15 protein-coding genes and 1 pseudogene are annotated in these 22435 nt (G+C 58.8%); 5 read left to right on the forward strand and 11 right to left on the reverse strand.

Translation table 11 applies throughout. The features are described 5' to 3' along the window. From DPV79_RS38720 to DPV79_RS43530, 9 genes and pseudogenes are all read right to left on the reverse strand, one after another. Positions 1-305 (reverse strand): annotated as a pseudogene (locus DPV79_RS38720) (hypothetical protein); the annotation flags it as partial. Further along, positions 302-1216, reverse strand: a complete 915-nt coding sequence (locus tag DPV79_RS38725) for a recombination directionality factor (protein WP_113047885.1) — start codon at positions 1214-1216, stop codon at positions 302-304. The pseudogene DPV79_RS38720 and the gene DPV79_RS38725, both read right to left, overlap by 4 nt. Positions 1217-1268: 52 nt before the next feature. Beyond that, positions 1269-1496, reverse strand: a complete 228-nt coding sequence (locus DPV79_RS38730) for a hypothetical protein (RefSeq protein WP_113047886.1) — start codon at positions 1494-1496, stop codon at positions 1269-1271. 25 nt (positions 1497-1521) lie between these two features. After that, a complete protein-coding gene (locus DPV79_RS38735; protein WP_113047887.1) occupies positions 1522-2517 on the reverse strand; it encodes a YqaJ viral recombinase family nuclease in 996 nt (331 codons plus the stop codon). 70 nt (positions 2518-2587) lie between these two features. Continuing rightward, positions 2588-2788 carry a hypothetical protein gene (locus DPV79_RS42370; RefSeq protein WP_133295771.1) on the reverse strand — a complete coding sequence of 67 codons (201 nt, stop codon included), beginning with the start codon at positions 2786-2788 and terminating at the stop codon, positions 2588-2590. After that, positions 2785-3753, reverse strand: coding sequence for a DUF932 domain-containing protein (locus tag DPV79_RS38740; RefSeq protein WP_113047888.1), 969 nt, complete (start codon positions 3751-3753; stop codon positions 2785-2787). The genes DPV79_RS42370 and DPV79_RS38740 overlap by 4 nt, the downstream gene beginning before the upstream one ends. A 91-nt stretch (positions 3754-3844) precedes the next feature. Beyond that, positions 3845-4330: a hypothetical protein gene (locus DPV79_RS38745; protein ID WP_113047889.1), complete on the reverse strand. Its 486-nt coding sequence runs from the start codon at positions 4328-4330 to the stop codon at positions 3845-3847. Next, on the reverse strand, positions 4323-4472 hold the full coding sequence (locus tag DPV79_RS42925) for a hypothetical protein (RefSeq protein WP_165843623.1): 150 nt from the start codon (positions 4470-4472) through the stop codon (positions 4323-4325). The genes DPV79_RS38745 and DPV79_RS42925 overlap by 8 nt, the downstream gene beginning before the upstream one ends. 128 nt (positions 4473-4600) lie before the next feature. Continuing rightward, positions 4601-5242, reverse strand: coding sequence for a hypothetical protein (locus tag DPV79_RS43530; protein ID WP_244321882.1), 642 nt, complete (start codon positions 5240-5242; stop codon positions 4601-4603). Between the two features lie 409 nt (positions 5243-5651). Between DPV79_RS43530 and DPV79_RS38755 the strand changes: the two genes are divergently transcribed. From DPV79_RS38755 to DPV79_RS42930, 4 genes are all read left to right on the forward strand, one after another. Then, on the forward strand, positions 5652-6824 hold the full coding sequence (locus DPV79_RS38755) for a dsDNA nuclease domain-containing protein (RefSeq protein WP_113047890.1): 1173 nt from the start codon (positions 5652-5654) through the stop codon (positions 6822-6824). Further along, complete coding sequence (locus DPV79_RS38760) at positions 6821-7300, forward strand: hypothetical protein (RefSeq protein WP_113047891.1); 480 nt, start codon at positions 6821-6823, stop codon at positions 7298-7300. Before DPV79_RS38755 ends, DPV79_RS38760 begins: the two co-directional genes overlap by 4 nt. Beyond that, positions 7297-9072, forward strand: coding sequence for a hypothetical protein (locus DPV79_RS38765; RefSeq protein ID WP_113047892.1), 1776 nt, complete (start codon positions 7297-7299; stop codon positions 9070-9072). Before DPV79_RS38760 ends, DPV79_RS38765 begins: the two co-directional genes overlap by 4 nt. A 79-nt stretch (positions 9073-9151) precedes the next feature. Next, a complete protein-coding gene (locus DPV79_RS42930; RefSeq protein ID WP_165843624.1) occupies positions 9152-9307 on the forward strand; it encodes a hypothetical protein in 156 nt (51 codons plus the stop codon). A gap of 212 nt (positions 9308-9519) precedes the next feature. On the opposite strand, the gene DPV79_RS42375 is transcribed toward DPV79_RS42930, so the two are convergent. Together DPV79_RS42375 and DPV79_RS38770 are read right to left on the reverse strand one after the other, a co-directional pair. Next, positions 9520-9744: a hypothetical protein gene (locus DPV79_RS42375; RefSeq protein WP_133295772.1), complete on the reverse strand. Its 225-nt coding sequence runs from the start codon at positions 9742-9744 to the stop codon at positions 9520-9522. 45 nt (positions 9745-9789) lie between these two features. Beyond that, positions 9790-11991 carry a tetratricopeptide repeat protein gene (locus DPV79_RS38770; RefSeq protein WP_165843625.1) on the reverse strand — a complete coding sequence of 734 codons (2202 nt, stop codon included), beginning with the start codon at positions 11989-11991 and terminating at the stop codon, positions 9790-9792. A gap of 1019 nt (positions 11992-13010) precedes the next feature. Between DPV79_RS38770 and DPV79_RS38775 the strand changes: the two genes are divergently transcribed. Continuing rightward, the gene (locus tag DPV79_RS38775; RefSeq protein WP_244321883.1) at positions 13011-22433 is read left to right on the forward strand and encodes a hemagglutinin repeat-containing protein; all 9423 of its coding nucleotides are present in this window, start codon (positions 13011-13013) and stop codon (positions 22431-22433) included. Positions 22434-22435: the final 2 nt, after the last annotated feature.

Consider the following 22435-nt stretch of genomic DNA (forward strand, 5'->3'; position numbering starts at 1 on the left):
ACCGCCGCCGCGCGTTGCTCCCCGGCATGCTGCTGCGCCATCACGAAGAACTGCGCGTGACCGAAGCAAGCCGTCGCCAGACACGCGCCCCATAACACGCTACCTATACAACGCACGACGATCGGTGTATCCCGGAGCAGTGCAGGTAACAGGTGCGCGCTCGCGACAAGCACCAGACCAATCGCGACCCAGACGAGCCGCTCGGGGAGCGATCCTCCGCGCTGCCAGCCGGCGAGCACCGACAGGCAGAGCGCAGTGGAGGTTGCGCCGATCGCCAGGACGACCGCCAAGCGACGCGAACTCATGCCGCTTTGCCGCCGAGCAGCACGGCCTTGCGTTCAAGCTTGTCGCGCAGGGTCGACGGTGGCGTTCCGGTTGTCGCGTCGGCGTGACCGTCACCGGTATCGGGGCTGGTCGTATCTGGATAGAATTCTTCGACCACGGCCGCCTGTTCGTCCGGACTGTCTTCGAACGCACCGTTGGCGAAACCGAGCCGCGCTGTCGCGTCGAGTGCCGCTTGATCGAAGCCAGTCGCCCGACGGCGCGCATCCAGTTCCTTCGCCTCGATCAACGCCTGTTCAAGCTTGCTCCCTGAACGTACACCGAGGTCGACGTAGTAGATCGCGGAGCGGTAGCTTTGCGTGGTCGACTTGCCGCGCAGCTTCAGTTCCAGTGGGAGGCAGGCGAGCAGATTTCCTGAGGCGGCCCGGAAGTAATGCAGACGCGCAGCCAGCGTCCGGATACTGTTATAGGACGTGGTGCGGAAGATGAACGAACCCATCTCGTCATCGTCCCCGACAATGACATTCAAGCGTCCATAGGGCTTGCAATTGCCGTGACGGCCGAACGTGCAGCCATCAGGCGAGGGGCAGGGTAACGATTCGATACCGGCATCGGTGACACGTCGACACTGTTCTCCGTTGCCGACACACACGGGCCGCCCGGTATCGCGATCGAACAGCGAGTACTCGGCTCGCAGGTTGAGATCCGGATCGTTGAACAGCACACGAATGGGGATCGCGCGCAGCTTGCCAGCCGTTGCCTTGCGCAGCGTTTCGTTAAGCGGATGTAACAGCCACTCGCCGCGCTGCTGGACTTGCGTGGTGAGCGTGAACTGGTCGTCTTTCTCGGGGAGGCGTTTGCCGTTCTTCTCGACAATTTTTCCAATAGTAATGCGGCCTATGACCGGCGGCGTGATGGCGAGTCCTTTCAGCATGGTGGTCCTCAAAATAGAAATGGGGAGAAGAGAACTGCGAGCGTTGTGGCGGCTACCGGGAAAAGTGCGCTTCGAGCTTGGTATGGATCTCGCGGGCGACGCCCTGCCACGCGTGGACGCTGACGAGCGGGTGAATGCCGAATTGCTCTTGCAATTTTTCGGGAAGCGCGGTGGCAACACGCTCGGCATGCTTGCTCAGCGCATCCATCACGAATGCTTGTGCGAGTGCGCCGTATCGGGAGAACGTCATGATCTCCGTGAGGCATTCGAGATTTGTCATGCGTTGGGCCACGATCGGACTCCTGTCAGGTAGAAACAAGAAAGCGCCGGGAACCCGGCTTCGAGATGCCGTACTGCGCTTCGAACTCCGGGTGATCGGCCAGCAGTCGAGCCAGATCGACTCCGGACGAATCCTTGCTGCGCTTGAACGACACGGCGCCGGTTTCGAATACGGCCCGGATTGCGTCACCCATCGCTTGCTGGATCGTCTGTTTGAACTGCGCCTCGAGCTGCTGACGGATTTCGATCTCGGCCCGTACCGCGATCAGATCTGCGAACACGGACGACAATCGGTGGTCGTCGCTGAAGTCGATCGTTTCGCCATTGCCGGGATACAGATGACGTAGCGCACGATCGGCCGATTCCGATCCATCGGCGGGTGGTGGCGTGTCGGTCTCCACGAATCGCCAGAAGCGCGCTTCGAGTTCGATGAGCCGACCGATCAACGCATCGTCCCGATCGATCCGATGAACTTCCAGCGCCTGTCCGCACAGCAGCACGGCGACGTGTGCGGCAGACTTGCCGGTGACAGCCAACTGATGCTGAACCTGAATCTGCACGTATTCGGGGACGCCTTCTCGCCATAGCCGCGCACCGAATTCGCCCGCCGTCTTGCATTCCAATATCTGAATGTCCGGCACACCGACGACCTCGCGGTCGATGTTGGAGAGCATCCAGGGAATCGACGGATGACGCAGCACCGCGTTGACCTTGCGGACCTTGTTGCCGGTCTGCTGGGTGTAGACAGCAGCGACGATCGGCTCCAGCAGTGTTCCCCAGTAAGTTGGAGATGTCGTGTCAGCGGGATCAGGGCGGGGGAGACCATCTGCGCGTCCGGTTTTGTCGAGCCACAATTCCAGAGCGCTCATGTAAGGATTGAGCCCGACAGCGGCGGCGGCGTCGGAGCCACCGATGCCGGTACGACGAACGGCAAGCCAATCGTCGCGGCTCAGGTCCTGCGTCTTGACGAGCTTCAGCGCGGGCCGACGTGTACGTGGCGGCTCGGGGTGAGGGGTATTCATGCAGTCTCCAGGAACAAAGCGGCCCGGCAGAGCGAATCTGGCCGGGCCGAGGGCGAGTAAATATGCGGAGTTACGCGGAGGTGGTGCGTCGGAATGCGTCTTGCAACGCATCGTAGGCATAGGTCACGAGCTTGCCGTTTCCGAGGTGGACAGTCGTGCCTTGCGGCTTGATTTGCAGAATCGTCGCGTAACGGCCGCCGAACCGTAAGCCGGCTCCGCGCGGGATCTGAATGCGCATATCGACAGCTAGGTGCGGTGTGGGCTCCTTCATGCGACAAGCTTCATGGCCTCGTCCCAGGCGCGCTCTTTAAGCGTTGCTCCCGCACCGAACCAGGCAGCATCAACGCGATGGTCATCGCTACGGGCACGACGGTGGTGATCTACATATTCCGTCACCGCATTGAGCAAACCCCACGCCGTACCAGACGCCGAGGCCAGATCCGCACCTTTCCCGCGTCCGGCATAGAGCTGGCCCACCGCCTTGATCGCGCGCTCGTTGACGGCAACCGATTCGCGATCCGGAAGGTTGACGGTCGAGTAGGTCAGCACACGCCGCAGGAACGATTCGGCCGCCGAGTCCGTCACCTTACGATCCGCAAGCGCCTTTGTTCGCGCCATGAATGCGTCCCACGTGGCGACGGCCAGGCCGATCTGTCGCTTCACTGCGGTCGCATCAAATTGCGATCGATGCGAGACTTTGATCGCACCGGTGCTGTTCCCCAGGGCTATTTGCAGGGTATTGTTGCAGACAACACGCACCGACGTGAATTGCGCAGTAGTACTTAGCGTGCCGTCGCAGGCTGTCGCCAACAGGAGGTAGCCGTTGATTTGATCCTTGCCCTTCAGCGTGCCTGACTGCCCGGTGCGTGCAAGCGCCCACAGCTTGCGACCTTCCTTCAGCACGCCGGCCGTCTCGAGCTGGAACCCCCCGAGCTCCGTCAGGTCTCGATAGAACTCCAAAATCTCTTCGGGTTGCACAACCTGATAGCGTGCTGACACGACCGACAACGGTGCTTTGGTGTCTGAGCGATACAGCACTTTCTGTTCGGGAAACGCGTGAATGGAGCCGAGATTACGATTGCCCGCGGCGACGAAGCGGACTTCAGCTTCCTCGATGGTCCAGTCCATGCCGGCGGCACGTCTCCAGACTTCGAGCGGTTGTTTCGGGGCGAGCTTGTTGCCGAGGCCGTGCCACGGTTCCTCGCCTGTAAACGCCATGGTCTGTACGAGATGCATTTTTTGTACTCCTGTGAAATGAAGTGCATAAAGCCCGATACGGGCCGGGCACCGAGATGAAAGGAACGAAACGGAAGAGAGAGGCGAAGTGTCAGCCGGGACGGACGGTAAAAACCCGTCCACAAGCCAGGCACCGCCAGTTGTCGAGAACTTTCAGGTCGAGGGCTTCGCCCAGTGCCGCGCCTGTTGCACATCCGGCTGCTCCTGCCACCAGTCCGGCCAGGATCGCGCCGGCAACGCCGCCGCACACGGCACCGACCGGGCCACCGAGCATGCCGATGGCTGCACCGGTTTCGGCACCCGACAACGAGGCGGTGATCGCACTCGTCGCGCCTGCTGCTGCACCGACAGCACTACAGATACGCCGTGCGATGTGGCGTTGTTCGACGCGAAACGATTCGCAAGATGGACACGGATGCACGAGATCGCCCTTGCCAGGCCGGTAGCGAGGCGATTCCGGTTCGTCTGATTCGGGGGGCTCATCCATCTGGCGCAGCCGGTTCAACGCCGATTGCCACGCCGGACTGTCATCGTCGTCCTCGTCGTCGTACGGCGAGAAGGGATGGCGATCACGCATGGGCGGGGGCCTCGCATGCATTGGCATAGGCGTCGCGCCGGACCTTGCCGATGTACCGGCAGTGACACGCGGCCACCAGCGCACCGCAGAGGAAGGCGAGCGCGAACGAGGCAAGATACTCCAGAGGAGAAATTGGAGTCATCACTTGATTCCTGAGAAGGGTGATGCCGACACACGGCTGCGATGAGAGGGTTGCGGCAGTGGCAGCCCTTGCAGCAGTCAGCCTGGGTGTGACGGGTTGGATGCGCCGCAATGGCGAGGCAAGCGACGCTATTGGTGCGGCGCGCTAAACGTGAAACCACACGAGCGGCATTGATAGCGAGGCGGGACCCTGCTCTCGATCGCGATTCCGACAGCCGAGCCGACCGTGCTTCCGGCTGCGCTGCCGAAGAGTCCGGCAATGATTGCGCCGCCGAGGCCGCCAAAGATCGAGCCAACCGGTCCGGCGACGATGCCGGTCGCTGTGCCCGCTTCGGCGCCCGAGAGCGCCATGGCGATACCACCTGATGCACCGATGATGCTGCCGATCGTGCGACCGGTTTTGCGACCGCGATAGCGCGGGTCGATGTGTGTCGAGAGGCAGTGGGGGCAGTGAACGGCCTGTCCCGGCGCGGATTCCCCAGCAGTGGTGGAAGTGGGCTCGTTCTCCAAGTCGATGGTGTCGCCATGCGCACGGTGGCGGCACGTGAATTCCGTATCGTGCCGGACCTGCTCGGAGTACTGTGGATGGGCGTATGCGTCCCAACCAGTATCGTCGTACGGGGTACATGGCCGGGGAGCAGTCCCCGCGGGTGATGTTGCATCTGGTGTTGCTCGATGCCGCGTCGCCAGCCAGTATGCGACGAGCGCGAACATCGCGATGAGCGCTACGGACAGCGCAACCAGTAGCAAGTTGAAAGCAGAGATAATCACGCGAGACTCCTGAGTGGACTGCGCCGACGCGGCATTGCATCGGCGGAGCGGCCTGATTGGCCTTGCTCAGGGCGGTGATATGTGTCTCAAATTTTTTTGAATCGCTGGAGTCGTGGCCACTGAGCGAGCGACCGTAAATTTTCGGTGGATCGGGGCCTTCTCAGATCGCAACTGTTCGTTCGACATCTCCATCTCAGCAGACGCGTTAGACATTGCTGTGCCGACTGTTACAGAACTACAATTCCGTCACGGTCGATTACGTGCTTGGCATTGTGCCGTCCAGGTGTATGCACAAATTCAACCGCTCGGCGCTCGTGTTGACAGAGACGCCGGTTTCGTCGCGAATCCGCTAGAATCGTCGCAGAGAGTCGCTATGACCGAGAGCAAAAAATAAAAAGCCGAGGACCAAGTGAAGCTTCATGAAATCAAACCGCGTGAACAATCGGGACGCGATACCTTTGCGCGATACAAGGCCCAAACGCGAGCAGCGGCGATCGCTGCGCTGGCGATTCTCGAAGCATCAGGCGTCGACAGAGTGTACTGCGACTACCACGACGACTTTGTCGTCAGGTCAACTTCTGGCGGCACAATCCGCTATCGGTTTGTTCAGGTCAAGACAAAGAAGAAGCAGAACGAAAATTGGACCTTGAACGACGTATTCGGACTCAAGTCCTCGATCCGGGACCAAGCCAAGCAGGATTCGAATGCCATTCGTGAGAGCTTCGTAGGCAAGCTCTTTTGTCATACGGTCAATTTTTTTGAAACCTGTGACAAGATCGTACTTCTTACAAATATCAATTTCGAAGATCGGATCGAACAGATCCTTGCGGACATCCATTCAGGTACATTTTCCGATCAACTCGTTGTGGAACTCGCGAAGCGGTTCAACGCTTGCTTCCCCTACGCAGTACGCAAGCTGACGGAGCCTGAGGTGCGAATCCTTATGGCCAAACTGGTGTTCGAGCCGGATGTTGAGTACGTTAAGGACAAGGAAGAAGCGTTTTTCCCGTTCGCACGAGAGAAGATTCACGAATACAGTGAAATTGATCTGAGCCGCAACGAGGTTCACGAAATTGCGCTCGATCTGCTCGCACTGGTGGAGCAACGCTCGGCAGGCGCGATCGTTGACTTCAGTGAGGAGAATATCGATCGCAAGGCGAGCATTGGTATCCGCGACCTGCTCGAAATTCTCGCCATCTCCTACGACGCATACGAGTCATTGCATACGGGTGGCGATGAGAAGGCCATCAAGACCGCATCGGTGATCCAACGCGTGCTGATCGCGGCAGGGGCGAACAGTGATGAGGTCGAGGTCTGTGCCCGCTGCAAGACTGATTGGGACGTCTGGTTACGTGCAAACCGTAAGGTGATCAATGAGATCAACCTGCTTTCCTTGATGGCGGTGGTTGAGGAGGTGTTCAAGACACTGATCCTGAATTTCGGCGATTTCCGCGTGTCGAAATTGCGACCGCACCTCCAGACGCTTCGCCAGCGGCTGACCGCTGAGGGACTGATATTCGATCTGAAAGACGAGCATCTGCTTGGTGCGTTGCTCGCGGTTCTTGTGAGGTTCAAATCGTGAATCTTGAGCAATTTTTAGAAAGCGTGGAAGCGAGGAACATTGCGATTCCTGTCACGCGCGAAAAGCAGTTGCGGCCTTACCGACTGAGCAATGAGGCACTCTTTCACATCCCGCTCATCGCAATGGTGCTTCTTATCCTCGCAAAGGACCGACGCAAGCCTGCTGTGGCTGAACTGGGGCAACTAGTCGGCGAGTGCCTCAGCGCGACGACCACCGGCTTCAAGGGTGACGTCCAGGACTTGGGATGGTCCGCGAACCTTCGGGTTCGAACCGTGAAGGCGCTCGCCTTTCTTGAAATCGCGGGGCTGGTTCGGGTCGACAACCGCAAGTCCAAGCTGCAGATCACCGAGCTCGGTGAGAAAGTAGTGAGCAGAGCCGCCAAGGGCGACGATCACCTCGCGATCAAACTCGCACAGGTGCAACGCGCCTACCGAAATCTGTCGGTAGAGCGTCAACTGGACTTGAGATTGGTATGAAACTTCTTTCGCTGCAGATCTCGCCACGTGGCGAACACGGGCTGGGATCGACCCGACTGGACTTCGCAGACGAAGTCACGCAGCTGTTTGGTCCGAACGGCTCCGGCAAGACGCCTGTCGTTCAGTCAATTGTGTATTGCCTTGGGTACCCTGTAAAGTTCCGGGCCGATATCGTTGCACGTTGCGAGAAAGCGACCTTGGAGATCGAATGCGGTGGTGCACGGTACACGTTGACCCGGGTCTATAGCGCGAACATGCTGGATGTGGAAGTCATCGAACCCTCCGGAACCCGGCAACAATTTTTCAACGAAAGAGACTATTCCGCATATCTGTTCGATCTTCTGAAGCTGCCGTCCCCGAATCTCGTTTCTAGCTCGAATATCGCCACCAAGCCCTATATGGCGACCCTGCTGCCTTTCTTTTATCTTGATCAAGATGATGGCTATGGCGCCTTCTACGCGCCACCCTCATCCTTCATCAAGGACCAGCATACGGAGATGCTGAGACTGCTCGCACGGCTACCGTGCAAGAATTCCTTCGACTCAAAAAAGGACTTGCTCGCCGCCAAACGTGAGCTCGATCGCCTGGACCAGATGGTGCTGGACAGGCGCCGAGCGGCCGACGGCTCAGCCACGGCTAGCGATCCAGATTCGCTGCGGGACGTGACGGGCAAGTTGGTGAAGTTCAGAACCGAGATGGACCGGCTGCAACAGACTGGAGTTACCAACACTGCGGCGGTCGCTGCCCTGGAGCAGCTTATCGGAGAACGACGCAGGAATCTGCGTGATCTTGAGGCTGAGGTGGCTGAGATCGACAAGCGCAGCGTCAACATGGCACAGATCGTCTCGGAGATCGAGGAAGAAGTCGCGACTCTGAACCTGAACGAAGAAGCGAAGCGCGTATTTGCGTCATTCAACGAGATCTGCGGCGTGGAGGGGGGCGGACTGTTTGCGTTCAGCACCGAGTCTTACGCAAAGAACTTGCTGTACCTCCGGGATCAGATCAAGGATCTGGAGCGGATCTCGGTTCACAACGCGCTGCGAAAAGAGTCCTTTCTCCAGCAACAACAGCAGGTCCGATTGCATATTAGCGATCTCGAGAATCAGCGTGATGCCTCGGCAAACAGCTCAGTCGCGCAGGCGACTCGCTCTGCGCTCGATTCGCTGACCTCCCAGGTACTCGATCTTGAAATGCGAAAACGCGATATCGAACGGGCGGAATTGCTGGGCAAGCGACTCGCCGAGGCGATCGAGCAGCGTGACAAAGCCATCGATAGGGTTCAGGCGCTGACGCGTGACGCTGAGATGACTCCAGGGGTGGTGAAGCTTCGCGTCGCCATCAAGGATGCTCTGTTGAAGTGGCTGGACATTCTGCAGACAAGCAACGTCTCGGACGATATTCGATTCAAGGATGATTTCATACCAACGTTTGGTTCCGAGTCACTGGCCCAACTCAAAGGCAGCACGAAAGTACGGGTGGTCCTCGCCTACCATGCGGCAGTCATTCAGGCTCTGGCGGAACTCAACGGCGAGGTACCCCTGCGATTCCTGATTCTCGATACGCCCAAGCAGCACGAAATCCACGATATCGATCTGGGCCGTTATATCAACGAATTGAAACGATTCGGTCACGACTACGGCTTTCAGATTGTCTTCTCTGCGACAGAGTACCGGCATGATGGCGACAGCAGTGACATTGAGTGGACAGCAATGTTCAGTGGCGAGCGCCATGAAATGTTCTTAGGGTCGCCGGCCGCCAACCACGACGTTTAGCAAGGCGATCAAGAGTCGTCGAATACCGCAGGCGCGTGTCCGCGTAGCGCAGTGGTTGTTTTTCGTTTTCGTGTGACTCGTGTTCAAGGCCCATGGGGCGCGGCTTGCTGGTTTTGATGAAATCGTCGGTCACGGCGGGACTCGCCTGCCGGTCGTCTGGCAGGACTTCATCAGGCTGGGCCGCAAATGCCGCGATCGGATCGTTTCCATCGGTTGCGTGCGCCGCCGCGTATGAGGGCCGCCCGCGGTTACCACATCGGCCTTCCTGTCCGGGCCATGCGTGGCGTTGCACGTTCTGTCGAGGCGGGCGCATGCCGTTGTGTTCGTGTTGCAGCTCTTCCGCGCCCATTCATTGTTCACGGTACGCAGCGCGCCCGCTACCGTACTACAGCATCAAAGTCATGCCGGTCACGATGATCGCCATCGAAATGGTTCGTTGTGCCATGGTCACTTCCCGGTATGGTGGGCGGTAACCGGACGAGGCGCGTCACTCAATATTGCGTCGAGGCACACCCAGGTGACGACCGCCGACACGAGAATTGCTGCGATCGACGCGCGCGCCATTGAGCGCGAGCCTGATCGGCGGGGTTTCTTCTCAATCGATTCGCGAGTGGGTAGCCACGCCACCCGTTTCAGGTCGCCGATGCCTGCCGAATAGTGTTGGTCGCTCATGCTCCAGTCTTCCGTCCCGTCGTATACGTTTGTCGTGCAGCGCTGTCACACGCCATCTGCTTCTTCGCACTCCGCCAGGCATTGCCGGTGTCGACACTGGGTTGCGAGGCGGGCAGGCTGACCTCGATCACGGGGACCCTCGACATCGTTTGTGCATTCTGTTCTCGCGCAGTCGCTATCGGGCTTGACCGACGCGACACCGTCTGATGTGGGCGCCGGGCTGCCGGCAAGCGCATTCAGATCGCCCCTATGCAGCTCTCTTCTCGCCATCTGCCGCTCGAGAAAATTTTTGGGACACTCATTCTCGGCTTTAGTGAGCCATGGCCGGGCCGCGCTCGTTTCGTTGTGTCCCAACAACCGCTCGCCGATATAGACATTGGCTTCGCATGTCTGATTTCGTATCGCCGCAGCATCCCCTGTTTTGGCACGCTGAAGAAGCGTAGTTTCGTCTAGGCGGCCGAGAACGTACTCTACGATCGGATATGGCCAATCATGTTCCGTCAACGCTCGGGCAGCCTCGTCCAGTTGTTTCGAATCATCTACATTGACCCGTGTGGCGGCGAGGTGTCGCCAGATGATGGCATATGGATACCAGTCGTCGTCACCTTTGATTCGTTCGTATTCGTTAAAGGCCTTGATAGAGTCAGAAAATTCGGCGCGAAAGAAGTGCAATTGAGCAAGGCTTAGTACCGCGCCGACATGATTCGGGCGCAGCTTGAGCGCTTGTGCATAGTCGGCGAAGGCTTGTGTGTCTGCGTCGATCCAGACAAGATCGTCCCCTCGAATCCGGTAGGCGGTTGCATTGTCGGGACTGAGGTCAATTTCCTTCGTCAAGTCCGCGATTGCCTTCAGCCAATCATCGAGCTGCTCATAGTCCAGCGCGCGTGAGCGGTAGAGGTCGGGATCGTCGGGCTGAAGATCGATAGCCTTGCTCAGATCGGCCACTGCTTTCTCCATTCGGCCCAGAGACTCGTATACTGATGCTCGTCCCGAGTATGCGTATGCCTGCCTTTTCGGCGTCGACGGTAACCGAAGCGCCTCTGTATAGTCGGCCAATGCGTTGAAATATTCGCGTGTCTTTCGATAGGCAATTGCACGATTGGTGTATGCAGCGAAGTTCTCCGTACCAAGCTGCAGGGCCATCGAATAGTCGGCTATGGCTTCGCTGTACCGATTCGTCGCCGCATACGCGTTACCCCGATCGATTAGGGAACCTACCAGTTTCGGATCGAGGTTGATCGCGATGCTATCGTCTTCAACCGTCTTGTCATATTGCCGCTCCCTATATTCGACCTTCGCGCGCCAGTACCAAGCGTCGGCATACTCTGCATTTTCGCGAATTGCGGCGGAGAAGTCGTGTAGCGCGAGGTCCAGTTGATCGCTGCTTACCTCGCTACGCCCACGCATCACGTACGTCTGCGCGTGGTGGGGCCAGAAGCCCAGAACGGTTGAGAAATCCTGGCGAGCAGACTCCGCGTTCCCAAGCCGGAGATAGGTTGCACCGCGGCTATAGTAAGCGAGGGCAAACGCAGAATCGCGACCGATGGCGGAAGTGAGGTCGGCAATCGCCGCTTCATTTTCATCCAATTCAGAGTGACCGACGGCACGATAAAAATAGACCCATGCTGAATGATCGCCGAGATCTAGCGCTGCGTCGCAGTCAGTGATCGCTTCTCGATACGCTTTAAGTTCCAGCTTGGAACGTGCTCGAGCTCGTAACGTACGCACTCGTGTAGGGGCAATCGACAGCGCTTGACTATAGGCGTCGCGCGCGGGCGCAAACTGCAGCATCTTCTCGTGAGCCAGGCCGCGTACTTCGTATGCCTCGACGTTTCCTGAATTAGATCCGATGGCGTGATCCGCAGCGGCGAGCGCTTCACTGGGGCGCTTCAAGAGCAGCAGGGCGTTTCCTCTGGCTACGAGGAGGGAATCTGAATTGGGTAGATATAGCAGACCCGCGTCATAGAGACGTAGTGCGCCTTCGTAGTCGCGGTGCCGCTGGCGTCGTAGACCTAGACGCAGGAGCATATTCGCTTTCTCGACAGCGGGAAGTTGTGCGAAACCGGCTTCCCCCGACATTGCCGACAGTGCGTTTCGCACCTCGCTGTCGTGTCCAGCAAATGGATCGGCCGAGATGCCGCCGGGCATCAGTACGGCGTTTGCGTTGTTCGACAGTGAGAGCACGGCTGATAGCGTGCAGAAAAGGTAGACCAGATGACGATGCAATGGACGAATCTCGTAGTTCATGTAGTCGTTGTTGGTTGTGATTCTGCCTGAGCCGCTGCTCAATCGATTCAATCTAGCCTCAAGCATTGGTCAGCGGCTGGTAGTAGGGCGACATGCAGGAGACCAACACCGAGTCCTGACCGGAGGGCGACCACGAATCCAGGAATTATGCCGCGCATACTTGGCGCTTGTGGAAAATTAAGCGACCGCTCGCATCCAAAATAGGTCTACCAGATACGAAGTGGGCGGCTGTTACTTTGCGGGGCTGCGCTGTACGGGGCCTTCCGCTGACTTGCGCGAATGCAGCGATCGGATCGTTACCAGATGCAAGCTGACGATGCCTTTTTGCTGGCTAGTGCATCCGTGACTTTCTCGTACAGGCGTCGCTCGGCTTCTGTGCGATGCCGCCCAGCGTCGCTAGCGCGATTCGCGTCGCGAGACTGTTGCATATCTGACACATCGAAGATGGGCGCGATCACTGCGCTGAGAGTTGGTTCGGCACGTGCAACAGCATGCATCGAAATGTCAATGAAGCGCGTCTCGGTTGCTCGTCTGGATATATTAATTTCGCGAATTGAGGACCTTGGGAGAAAAATATGGATGGGTTGGGTCGTGCGGCACCGGATTGTGAAAAACCCTTGTAGAACTAGGGTGGTTCGATGCTGGAAATTCGTCGATGTAGCAGCGTGCGATTTATTATCGAAATATCGGCTAGGCGTGGCAGTTTTTATGGGAATGTTTTTAATTGTCAAATGGATTTGATTGGCGATTAAAACTTTAATTTGAGAGCGGGCTCGTTCTCGAGCCGGGGCGTGGGCGCTGAACGGCCCGGATGGACTCGGTCTTGGCAATTTCTGACATTGTGAGGGCGAACCTTTCGGTAGATTGCGGCGTGAGGGGCCGCCATTCCGCCGCAATCACAAGTGTCGAAGTACCGACAATCTTCGGCAGCGTTGCTTTCGACGTCAGAGAGCGTCTCTGTACTTGTGCAAGGCGTTCCGATCCATTTGCTTGACGTCTAAGAAGCGTTTGCCGTATCCATGAATAAGAACCAATATCGTCTGGTATTCAGCCGCGTGCGCGGCATGCTGGTGGCGGTCGAGGAGACCGCTCACGCAACGGGGAAAGTCAGTAAGGGTGAGGCGCCGCGTGCCGTTGCCAATCGCGTGTCGAGCGCGTTGGCGAGCTTCGCTTTGCGCCATGCCGCTTTCGCGGTGCTAATTGCGGCAGGCATCGCTCCCATGTGGGCCGACGCGCAGGTCGTGGGCGCAGGCGCGAATGCACCTTCCGTCATCCAGACTCAGAACGGCATTCAGCAGGTCAACATCAACAAACCGTCTGGCGCCGGCGTATCGCTGAATACCTATTCGCAGTTCGACGTACCGAAACAAGGCGTTATCGTCAACAACTCACCCACGCTAACGAGCACACAGCAAGCTGGGTACGTGAACGGCAACCCGAACCTCAGCCCGAACGGTTCGGCCAGAATCATCATCAACCAGGTCAATAGCTCGAACCCTTCACAACTGAAAGGTTACGTCGAGATTGCCGGCCAACGTGCCGAAATGATTATCTCCAATCCTGCTGGGTTGGTGGTCGATGGCGGGGGCTTTATCAACACCTCGCGTGCAATTCTCACGACCGGCACGCCGAACCTGAATGCAGACGGTTCGCTGGCAGGTTTCAGTGTGACGCGCGGCCTCATCACGGTACAAGGCGCGGGCCTGAACGCATCGAATGTCGATAGTGTTGATCTGATTGCAAGAGCAGTACAGGCGAACGCCGCCATTTATGCGAACAACCTGAGCGTAATCGCTGGCGCGAATCAGGTCAACCACGACACGCTTGCCGCTACTCCGATTCAAGGCGAAGGTGCCGCTCCTGCCGTCGCAATTGATGTCGCGCAATTGGGCGGAATGTACAGCAATCGAATTCTGTTGGTTGGGACTGAGGGGGGCGTAGGTGTGCGCAACGCCGGCACCATCGCAGCGGACGCGGCGGGCCTGACGCTCACAACGGCCGGTCGACTCGTCCTGTCGGGCAAGACGACGGCGACCGGTAACATTGATGCAACGGCGGCCGGTGGTATCGAGAACAGCGGGACCACATACAGCCAGCAATCGGTATCGATGAATACCGGCGCGGACCTGACGAACACCGGCACCCTCGCCGCGCAGCACAACGTGGGCGTGAATGCGGGTTCGCTGAATTCGAGCGGTGCAATCGGCGCAGGCGTGGATAGCAACGGTGCTGTCACGCAAAGCGGTGACCTGCAAATCACGACGACCGGTCAATTGAACGCGACCGGTCAGAACATCGCGGGCGGCAATGCAACGCTCCAGGGCTACGGCGTCAATCTGGCTGGCAGCAATACCGGCGCGAACGGTGGCCTTACCCTGACCGCGACTGCTGGCGATGTGAACCTGTCCAATGCGACGACGAGCGCGCAGGGCGGGCTCAATGCGCAGGCGGCCGGGGCACTCATCAACGATCACGGCAATCTGTCGAGCCAGGGCGGCGCCACGCTGACGGCGGGAAGCGTTTCGAACCAAGGTGGCAAGGTGTCGTCGCAGGGGCCGCTGTCGGTGCAGTCGGCAGGTCCAGTGTCGAATCAGGGCGGCACGCTGGTGTCGCAGAGCACGATTGACCTGCACGGCGGCGCGATTGCCAACAATCAAGGGACTATCCAGAGTACAACAGGCCTCACTGTTGGCGGGGCCTCGCTCGACAACTCGGCGGGGCGGGTGACGTCGCTCAACACCGATGGTGTATCGATCACGACAACCGGAGCCCTGACGAATGCATCGGGCACCACTGCTAACGGCGCGCAAGGCGGTGTGATCGGTGGCAATGGTGGCGTCACGGTTCAAGCTGGTAGCGTCGCCAATCACGGCTCGATCAGCGCGCAAACCGATTTGAAGGTCGCTACGCAATCGCTCGATAATGGAAGCGGCACGCTGTCGGCGGCCCAGAACGTTACGATCGACGCAGGCTCGCACCTGGCTAACGCGTCGGGCAGCATCTCCGCGGGCGCGGTGGCAAACGTCCATGCCTCCAATTTGGACAACAGCGCGGGCTCGATTCAGGCAAGCCAAGTGTCGTTGTCGGCAACCGATCTTTCGAACCGGTCGGGCACGATCACGCAGACCGGAACGAACCCGACCACGATCGCTGTTAGCGGCACGCTCGATAACACGTCGGGCATCCTGCAAACGAATTCCGTCGATCTGAGCCTCACGCCTGCCACATTGATCAATGATCACGGCAAGATTGCGCACGCTGGTAGCGGAACGCTGACGATCGGGACCGGTGCGTTTTCGAACCAAGGCGGGTCGATTGCGACCAACGGCGCGCTCGCGCTGACCGCTGCTGCGGTGTCCAATCAAGCCGGTGCAATTTCCGCGCAGCGACAGGCCAAGCTTGGTGTTCAATCGCTCGACAACAGCGCGGGCGGTTCGATCGCAGCCGACAGTGTTACGCTGAATGCCCAAGGTGCGATCAACAACCGTTCGGGCACGATCGAAGCGAGCAACGGCTTGACGATCACGGGCGACAGCTTGGCGAACGATGGCGGTTCTGTGAAGGAGATCGGCGCGGGCGCGCTGTCGGTACAGACCGCGAACGCCCTGACCAACACCGCAGGCGGCACGATCGGCGGTAACGGTGCAGTTTCGGTATCCGGCGGCAGTATCGACAATTCGAACGGGTCGCTGCTCGCTGCGCAGTCGCTTTCCGTGCAATCGAATGGCGCGCTCACGAACGCGGCCGGTCTGATTCAATCGAACGGCGATCTGACAATCGCCGCGCAAGGCGCGGTCAGCAATAGCGGCGGTCAGATCGAGGCGAACGGCACCGCTTCGAAGCTCACGCTGTCCGGCGCAAGCATCGATAACAGTGACGGCCGCATTGCCAATATCGGCACGGGTGCGACGACGATCAACGGTGGCGCGTCGATCACGAACACCAATGCGTCCGGCAAATCCGGCGCGGGGACGATTGGCGGGAACGGCGATGTTACGCTCACGGCGCAGACCCTCACGAACGCCCAAGGCGGTCAAACCGTCGCGGGCCATGACCTCACGCTGAATGTCGGTAGCAACGCGAACAACAACGGCGGCGTGCTGTCGGCTGCGAACAATCTGACGCTGAATGGCGCGAATGCGGCTCTTGCGAATCAGGGCGGCTCGGTACGCGCAAACGGTGTGCTGTCACTGCAAACGATGTCCATCGACAACGCGTCGGGCAAGATTGGCAACGACTTATACAGCGGCGGTAGCGTATTGATCCAGACCGGTGCGTTGTCGAATCAGGGCGGCGCGATCGGTAGCGATCAAGACCTCTCATTGACCGCGACCTCGCTGACTGGCGACGGCTCCATCGTCGCGGGCCGTAACGGTTCAATCACGCTCGCGAGCGACAACACGCAGACGGCGGCGAATAAGCTGCATGCGAACGGTGATTTGGCGTTCACTACGTCCGGAAAGCTGACGAACCAAGGCACCATCGACGCCAACGGCGCATTGACCGTGAACGCGGCCAACGTCGACAACCAGACCGGTGCGGATCTGAATTCCGCTACGACGACGGTCAATGCCAACGGCGGCACGATCAACAACGCGGGACGCATCGAAGGCGATACGGTCGTGACCAACAGCGTCACGATGAACAACACGGGCACCGTCATCGGTTACAACGTCACGTCGAACGCGAACACGATCACCAATACCGGTGCCGCCGCAGTCTTTGCTGCCGCCAACGAACTGAATCTGTACGCGACGAACCAACTGTCAAACACTGGCGGCGCGAACCTGTTCAGCGTTGGCGATATCAATATCGCCGCTAACGGCCAACGTGACGTCAACGGATTGCTGGCAAACCGCACGCAGAACGTACTGAACGATCAATCCACGATCGAAGCGCAAGGCAATGTTGAAATCGCGGCCGGTACGTTCACCAACACACGTCCCGCGCCGACCATCACGACTCAAACGACCGGTACGACGACCACGCACGAAACCAAGCGTCAGAAATACATCGTCTGCGCGACGATGAATGCGGACCCGAACGGTGGCTGCTCGCAAGCGATGTGGGTGAACGGCTATAAAACGGCGCTCACTTCAAGCTATAGCCCTTCGCAGGTTGTATCGGAATCGTCTGGACCGAATGCGACCGACAAGGTGCTGGTCGTGAACGTAAACGGCAAGCAGCAGACGATTTACTACAACACGCTGACGACCAACGCGGACGGTTCCGTTACGGTCAACTATTGGGATGCATACGATCCGCACGTCAACTACGTCCCGGATACGGAATACAAGACGCGCAGCGACGGTCATAACGGCTATCAGCGCGTCGAAATCTGGCGCGATACTACCTCCACGACCCAGCAAGACGTGGTAACGAGCCAGGCGCCGCAAGCCCAGCTCGTCGCAGGCGGCAGTATCACAATGGCGAACGTCGGGACGATCAACAACAACTACAGCGCGATCACGGCCGGCAAGTCGATTCAAATCGGTAGCACACAGCAAAGTGGTTCCGTTGGCAGCGGCAATTACGGTGGCACGAACGTGAACAACGTCGGTCGGACGCTGTATCAGTATCAGACCGACAACATCGTGTCGATGTACGCATGGAACGAAGATACTACGCAGGATCGCGGCACGATCGTTGAGCCGTCCGTCGTCCATACGCCGATCGCGATCGGCGGCACGGGCGGGACGATCATCGCGAACCAGTCGGTGACCATCCAAGGCCAGAACGTCAACAACCAGAACGTCGCCGCGCAGAACTCTACGACCGGTGCAACGGGCGGCACGCTCGGCAACAATGCGGCCAATCAAGGCGTGACCGGTGGCACATTGAACAAGGTCGGCGCCGCCAGCGGCACGACGACGGTCCCCGCACTGCAATCGATCGCGAGTTCGACGGGCGCACTGCCGATCACGTTGCCGACGAGCGGTATGTATTCGATTCATGCCACGCCGGGCCAGCCCTATCTGGTCGTCACCGATCCGCGCTTGACGACGTACACAAAGTTCATCTCGAGCGATTACATGCTCGGGCAATTGAACCTGAATCCCGCGAGCATCGAAAAGCGTCTTGGCGACGGCATGTACGAGCAGCAGATGGTGCGCAACCAAGTTACCCAATTGACGGGGCGTACTTTCCTGCCGGGCTACGATAGCGCAGAAGACGAGTATCGGGCGCTGATGACCAACGGCGCGAACTACGCGAAGTCGTTCGGCTTGGTGCCCGGTATGGCGCTGACCGCCGCGCAAATGGACGCGTTGACGAGCGATATCGTGTGGCTGGTCGATCAGGCCGTTACGCTGCCTGACGGCAGCACGACGCATGTGCTGGCCCCTGTCGTCTATATGTCGCAGACCCACGCGAACGACCTGCAACCGACGGGCGGTTTGATCTCGGCCGACGATGTGGAAATCCATGCGGCCGGTAGCGCGACGGTTTCGGGCGTCATCAAGGGTGGTTCGAAGACCGTGCTGACAGCGTCCGATATCCTGAATCGCGGCGGCACGATTTCGAGCGACAGCAAGACCGGTACCACAGTGGTTTCTGCGACTAATGATGTTGTGAACGCGTCGGGCCTAATTGCCGGTAACCGTGTAGCCGTGTTGGCTGGCCGGGACATTGTCAATACGACGCTGGTTGACGCAGCAGGCGTGAACGGCACATCCGGGGTTAGCAAGGTTAGCCAAACCTTGCTCGGTCAACAGGGGACGATCGCGGCGACGAGCGACCTCATTATTGATGCCGGGCGCGATTTGACGATCCACGGCGCCAATCTGTCAGCCGGCACGAAGGCATTCGTGACGGTCGGACGTGATGTCAACGTCGATACGGTACAGTCGATCACGAACCAATCGATGCACCTGAACGACCAGCGGCATTGGGAAGAATCTACGACGACGAACGTTGTCAGTAGCATCAGTGCCGGTGGCGATTTGACGATGGTCAGTGGCAACGATGCGACGTTCAAGGGAGCGTCCGTTTCCGCTGGCAATGATTTGCAGGTTTCTGCGGGCGGAAACCTGACGGCCACAACGGTCACCGACGAACACCAACTGAATAACGTTGCAGTCGACGGTCGGGCGCGGAAGGAAGTCGACCACACCTATGATCAGACTGCGATCGGCACGACATTCTCGGCTGGACACGATGCGGGACTTGCGGCGATCAACACCAGGGACGCTACGAAGGGTAACGTCACGCTGACCGGTTCGACGGTCACTTCGGGTACCAACAGCATGACGCCGGGCGGGGTGACGGTTAACGCGACCGGCAACGTCACGATGAACGAAGGTCGTGAAGAACACGACAACTACCGCGACGTGCAGACGAAGCGCGGTAGTTTCGTCAGCGGCTCGACAACGGATGGAATGCAAAACACGCAATCCAATATCGGCGTTGGCAGCACTCTGTCGGGCGATACTGTCCAGGTGCACGCTGGTAAGGATCTGACCATTCAAGGTAGTAACGTTGTTGGCACCAACGACGTGAAGCTCGATGCCATGGGTAACGTCAGAATCACGACTTCGCAGGACACGCAGGACGCACAGAGCTACTACGAAAAACGAGATTACGGTTTCCTTTCCGGTCTGAATCCGTTGAACCAGCTCGACGGCGGCCTGCAGGGATATACGATCGGTGTGCGCAAGACTACCGATGCGCAGCAAGCTACGAGCGTTGCGAATGTCGGCAGCATGGTCGGCTCGCTGAACGGCAACTTGTCGATCACGTCCGGTAACGATGTGCATGTGACTGGCAGCACCCTGCATGCTGGCAACGACCTGAACGTTGGCGGCAAGACGGTCAAGATTGATTCAGCTCAGAACACAGGGTCACAGAGCGAGCAGCAATCCTTTAGCCAGACGGGTATCACCGCCGGTCTGAGCGGCACGATTGTTACCGCCGTGCAAACGGGCATCCAGATGGGGAAGGACGTCCAGCGCACGAAGGGCGATGCACGACTCGACGCGTTGGCGGCTGCAACAACAGGGTTGGCTGCGAAGAACGCCTATGATCAAGTCGCGCAAACCGGGAACGGCGTCGGGAATTTGGGCGTCAGTGTGTCTCTTGGTACGAGCCACAGCAATAGCAGTTCGACTGCGTCATATAGCACTGCTGTTGGCAGCACGGTCGCGGCCGGTCATAACGTTTCCATTACCGCAACAGGCGCAGGCGCTAACAGCAATATTGATGTTGTTGGCAGCACGATCAGCGCCGGCAACGATGCAACGCTGAAGGCGGACGGCAAGGTCAACCTTCAGGCTGCACAGAACACGGATAGCCAGCGCAGCACGAGCAGCGGATCGAGCGCGGGTATCGGTGTGACACTGGGTGTCGGTCAGCAAAACGGCTTGTCTTTCCAGCTCGGTGTTTCCGGCAATCGGGGCAACGGCAACGGAAGCGATACGACATATACGAATACGCACGTCGCGGCGGGTAACAAGCTGACTCTGGAATCTGGTGGCGATACCAACCTTATTGGCGCGGTCGCATCCGGCAAGCAAGTCGTGGCCGATGTGGGCGGCAATCTGAATGTTCAGAGCCTGCAAGACACAAGCAAGTACGATTCGAAGCAACAGAGCGCAGGCGTATCGATAAGCGTATGTGTACCGCCGTTCTGCTACGGAACTTCGAGCGGGTCGGCGAATTTCAGTCAGCAAAAGATGCACAGCGACTACGCCGCAGTATCCGAGCAATCGGGCATCAAGGCAGGTGACGGTGGATTCCAAGTCAACGTCAAGGGCAATACTGACCTCAAGGGCGGTGTGATCGCGAGTAGCGACAAGGCGGTACAAGACGGCGCAAACAGCCTGACGACAGCGACACTGACGACGAGCGATATTGAGAACCATGCATCCTACGATGCGTCGCAAGTGGGGCTTTCTGCCGGCTATGGCTCCGGCGGTTGGAGCGCGCAGCCTCCGGTTGCCCTTGGTGCTTCGGGCGATGCTAATTCCACGACACGTAGCGGTATCAGCGGTGGTTCGCTCACGATTACCGACACCGCCAAGCAACAGGAACTGACAGGCAAGACGGCCGATGAAGCGGTCGCGAGCGTCAATCGCGATACGTCAAATACCGGCGGTGCGCTCGCACCGATCTTCGACAAGGACAAGATCGAAGCTGGGTTCGATATTACGAGTCACTTCATCAGTGAAGCCGGGACGTTTATCCAGAACCGTGCGGCCGAAGCGGACGCCGCACAAAAGGCCCTGGATAAAGAAAGGGCGAAGCCGGAGGACCAACAAGACGCGGCAAAAATCGCGCAGTTGACGCAGACCATTCAGGATGATTCGACATGGTTGGAGGGGGGAACCGGACGCAGAGTATTGACGGCTATCACGATGGCGGCCGGCGGTAGCGTTACTGGTTCGGCCGGTGCGATGGTACAGAGCGCGGCTGCGTATTATTTCCAGAGTCTTGCGACCGAACAAGTAAAGGGTGTTGCTGACGCGCTCGATAGCGAGACTGCCCGTACAGCGTTGCAGGCACTTGTCGGCTGCGCCGGCGCAGCGGCAGGCGGCAAGGAATGCGGCGCGGGTGCGGCTGGCGCGGCGGCGAGCGTGGTTCTGAACAACCTGCTGGACAGCCTGAACGGTACGCAGGCATCTACGTTGACCAATGAGGAAAAGCTGCAACGCGAGCGGCTGGTTGAATCGATCGTGGCTGGCACAACCGCAGCTTTGGGCGGAGATGCGGCGGCGACTTCCGCCGCAGCTTTGATCGAGACTGAGAACAATGCGACGAACTTCGTGAAGGGCACGACGCCGCGTATGCAGACGCTGGCGACAGGCGTAGCGAATGCACTGAGAAAGCCGAGGGGAGCGCTTACGCGAGCGGACATTGACGCACAGATTGCCGCACTGAACGCACTGGAGGCGCAAGGGAATCTGTCGAATCAGGAGGCATTGAATCTTAGCGCGCTCTGGATGGAGGTTATTCAACGTGCATCAGTCGAAAATCTGATGACACCTCAAGAGGTCATCGGTAGTAAGCAAGCGTTGCGAGCGGCAATCGCATCAATGATGTTCAGTGGCGGGGGCGATGCCCCGATCGGAATCAGGAGAGGCACATCGGGTCCGCTGTTGCCCGGCACATCGGGTAGCAGGACCTCAATGAGCGGCGCGCTTGATGACAATATGAGCGCCTATCAAAAGGCAGCGGATCAGCCCTACAATGATTCTGGTCTGTCGGCGGCTGCGAGAGCATGGGACAAGCATTCTGGCCGCGCAGGCGGGACGTTTGAACCGCTCACTGGCTCGATTCCTGAAAAGAATGCGGCCGCGAGCGAGTTCGTGAAAGGAGTTCTGAGCAATCCGGCGACGACTCGCACTGGACTTTCACGCGGTGGCGTTGAGTTCCGCCTCCCCAGCGGGCAAGGGATACGCTTTAATGCAGATGGATCGTTTTCGGGACTTTTGGACCCTCGGAGATAAGG

Origin of the sequence: Burkholderia reimsis, assembly GCF_003294055.1 — a bacterium.
Taxonomy (GTDB): Bacteria; Pseudomonadota; Gammaproteobacteria; order Burkholderiales; family Burkholderiaceae; genus Burkholderia; species Burkholderia cepacia.

Bases quoted from the DNA above. Each gene is read 5' to 3' on its own strand.
- DPV79_RS38725 (WP_113047885.1), bottom strand. From the start codon at position 1,216: ATGCTGAAAGGACTCGCCATCACGCCGCCGGTCATAGGCCGCATTACT.
- DPV79_RS38730 (WP_113047886.1), bottom strand. From the start codon at position 1,496: ATGACAAATCTCGAATGCCTCACGGAGATCATGACGTTCTCCCGATAC.
- DPV79_RS38735 (WP_113047887.1), bottom strand. From the start codon at position 2,517: ATGAATACCCCTCACCCCGAGCCGCCACGTACACGTCGGCCCGCGCTG.
- DPV79_RS42370 (WP_133295771.1), bottom strand. From the start codon at position 2,788: ATGAAGGAGCCCACACCGCACCTAGCTGTCGATATGCGCATTCAGATC.
- DPV79_RS38740 (WP_113047888.1), bottom strand. From the start codon at position 3,753: ATGCATCTCGTACAGACCATGGCGTTTACAGGCGAGGAACCGTGGCAC.
- DPV79_RS38745 (WP_113047889.1), bottom strand. From the start codon at position 4,330: ATGCGTGATCGCCATCCCTTCTCGCCGTACGACGACGAGGACGACGAT.
- DPV79_RS42925 (WP_165843623.1), bottom strand. From the start codon at position 4,472: ATGACTCCAATTTCTCCTCTGGAGTATCTTGCCTCGTTCGCGCTCGCC.
- DPV79_RS38765 (WP_113047892.1), top strand. From the start codon at position 7,297: ATGAAACTTCTTTCGCTGCAGATCTCGCCACGTGGCGAACACGGGCTG.
- DPV79_RS42375 (WP_133295772.1), bottom strand. From the start codon at position 9,744: ATGAGCGACCAACACTATTCGGCAGGCATCGGCGACCTGAAACGGGTG.
- DPV79_RS38770 (WP_165843625.1), bottom strand. From the start codon at position 11,991: ATGAACTACGAGATTCGTCCATTGCATCGTCATCTGGTCTACCTTTTC.
- DPV79_RS38775 (WP_244321883.1), top strand. From the start codon at position 13,011: ATGAATAAGAACCAATATCGTCTGGTATTCAGCCGCGTGCGCGGCATG.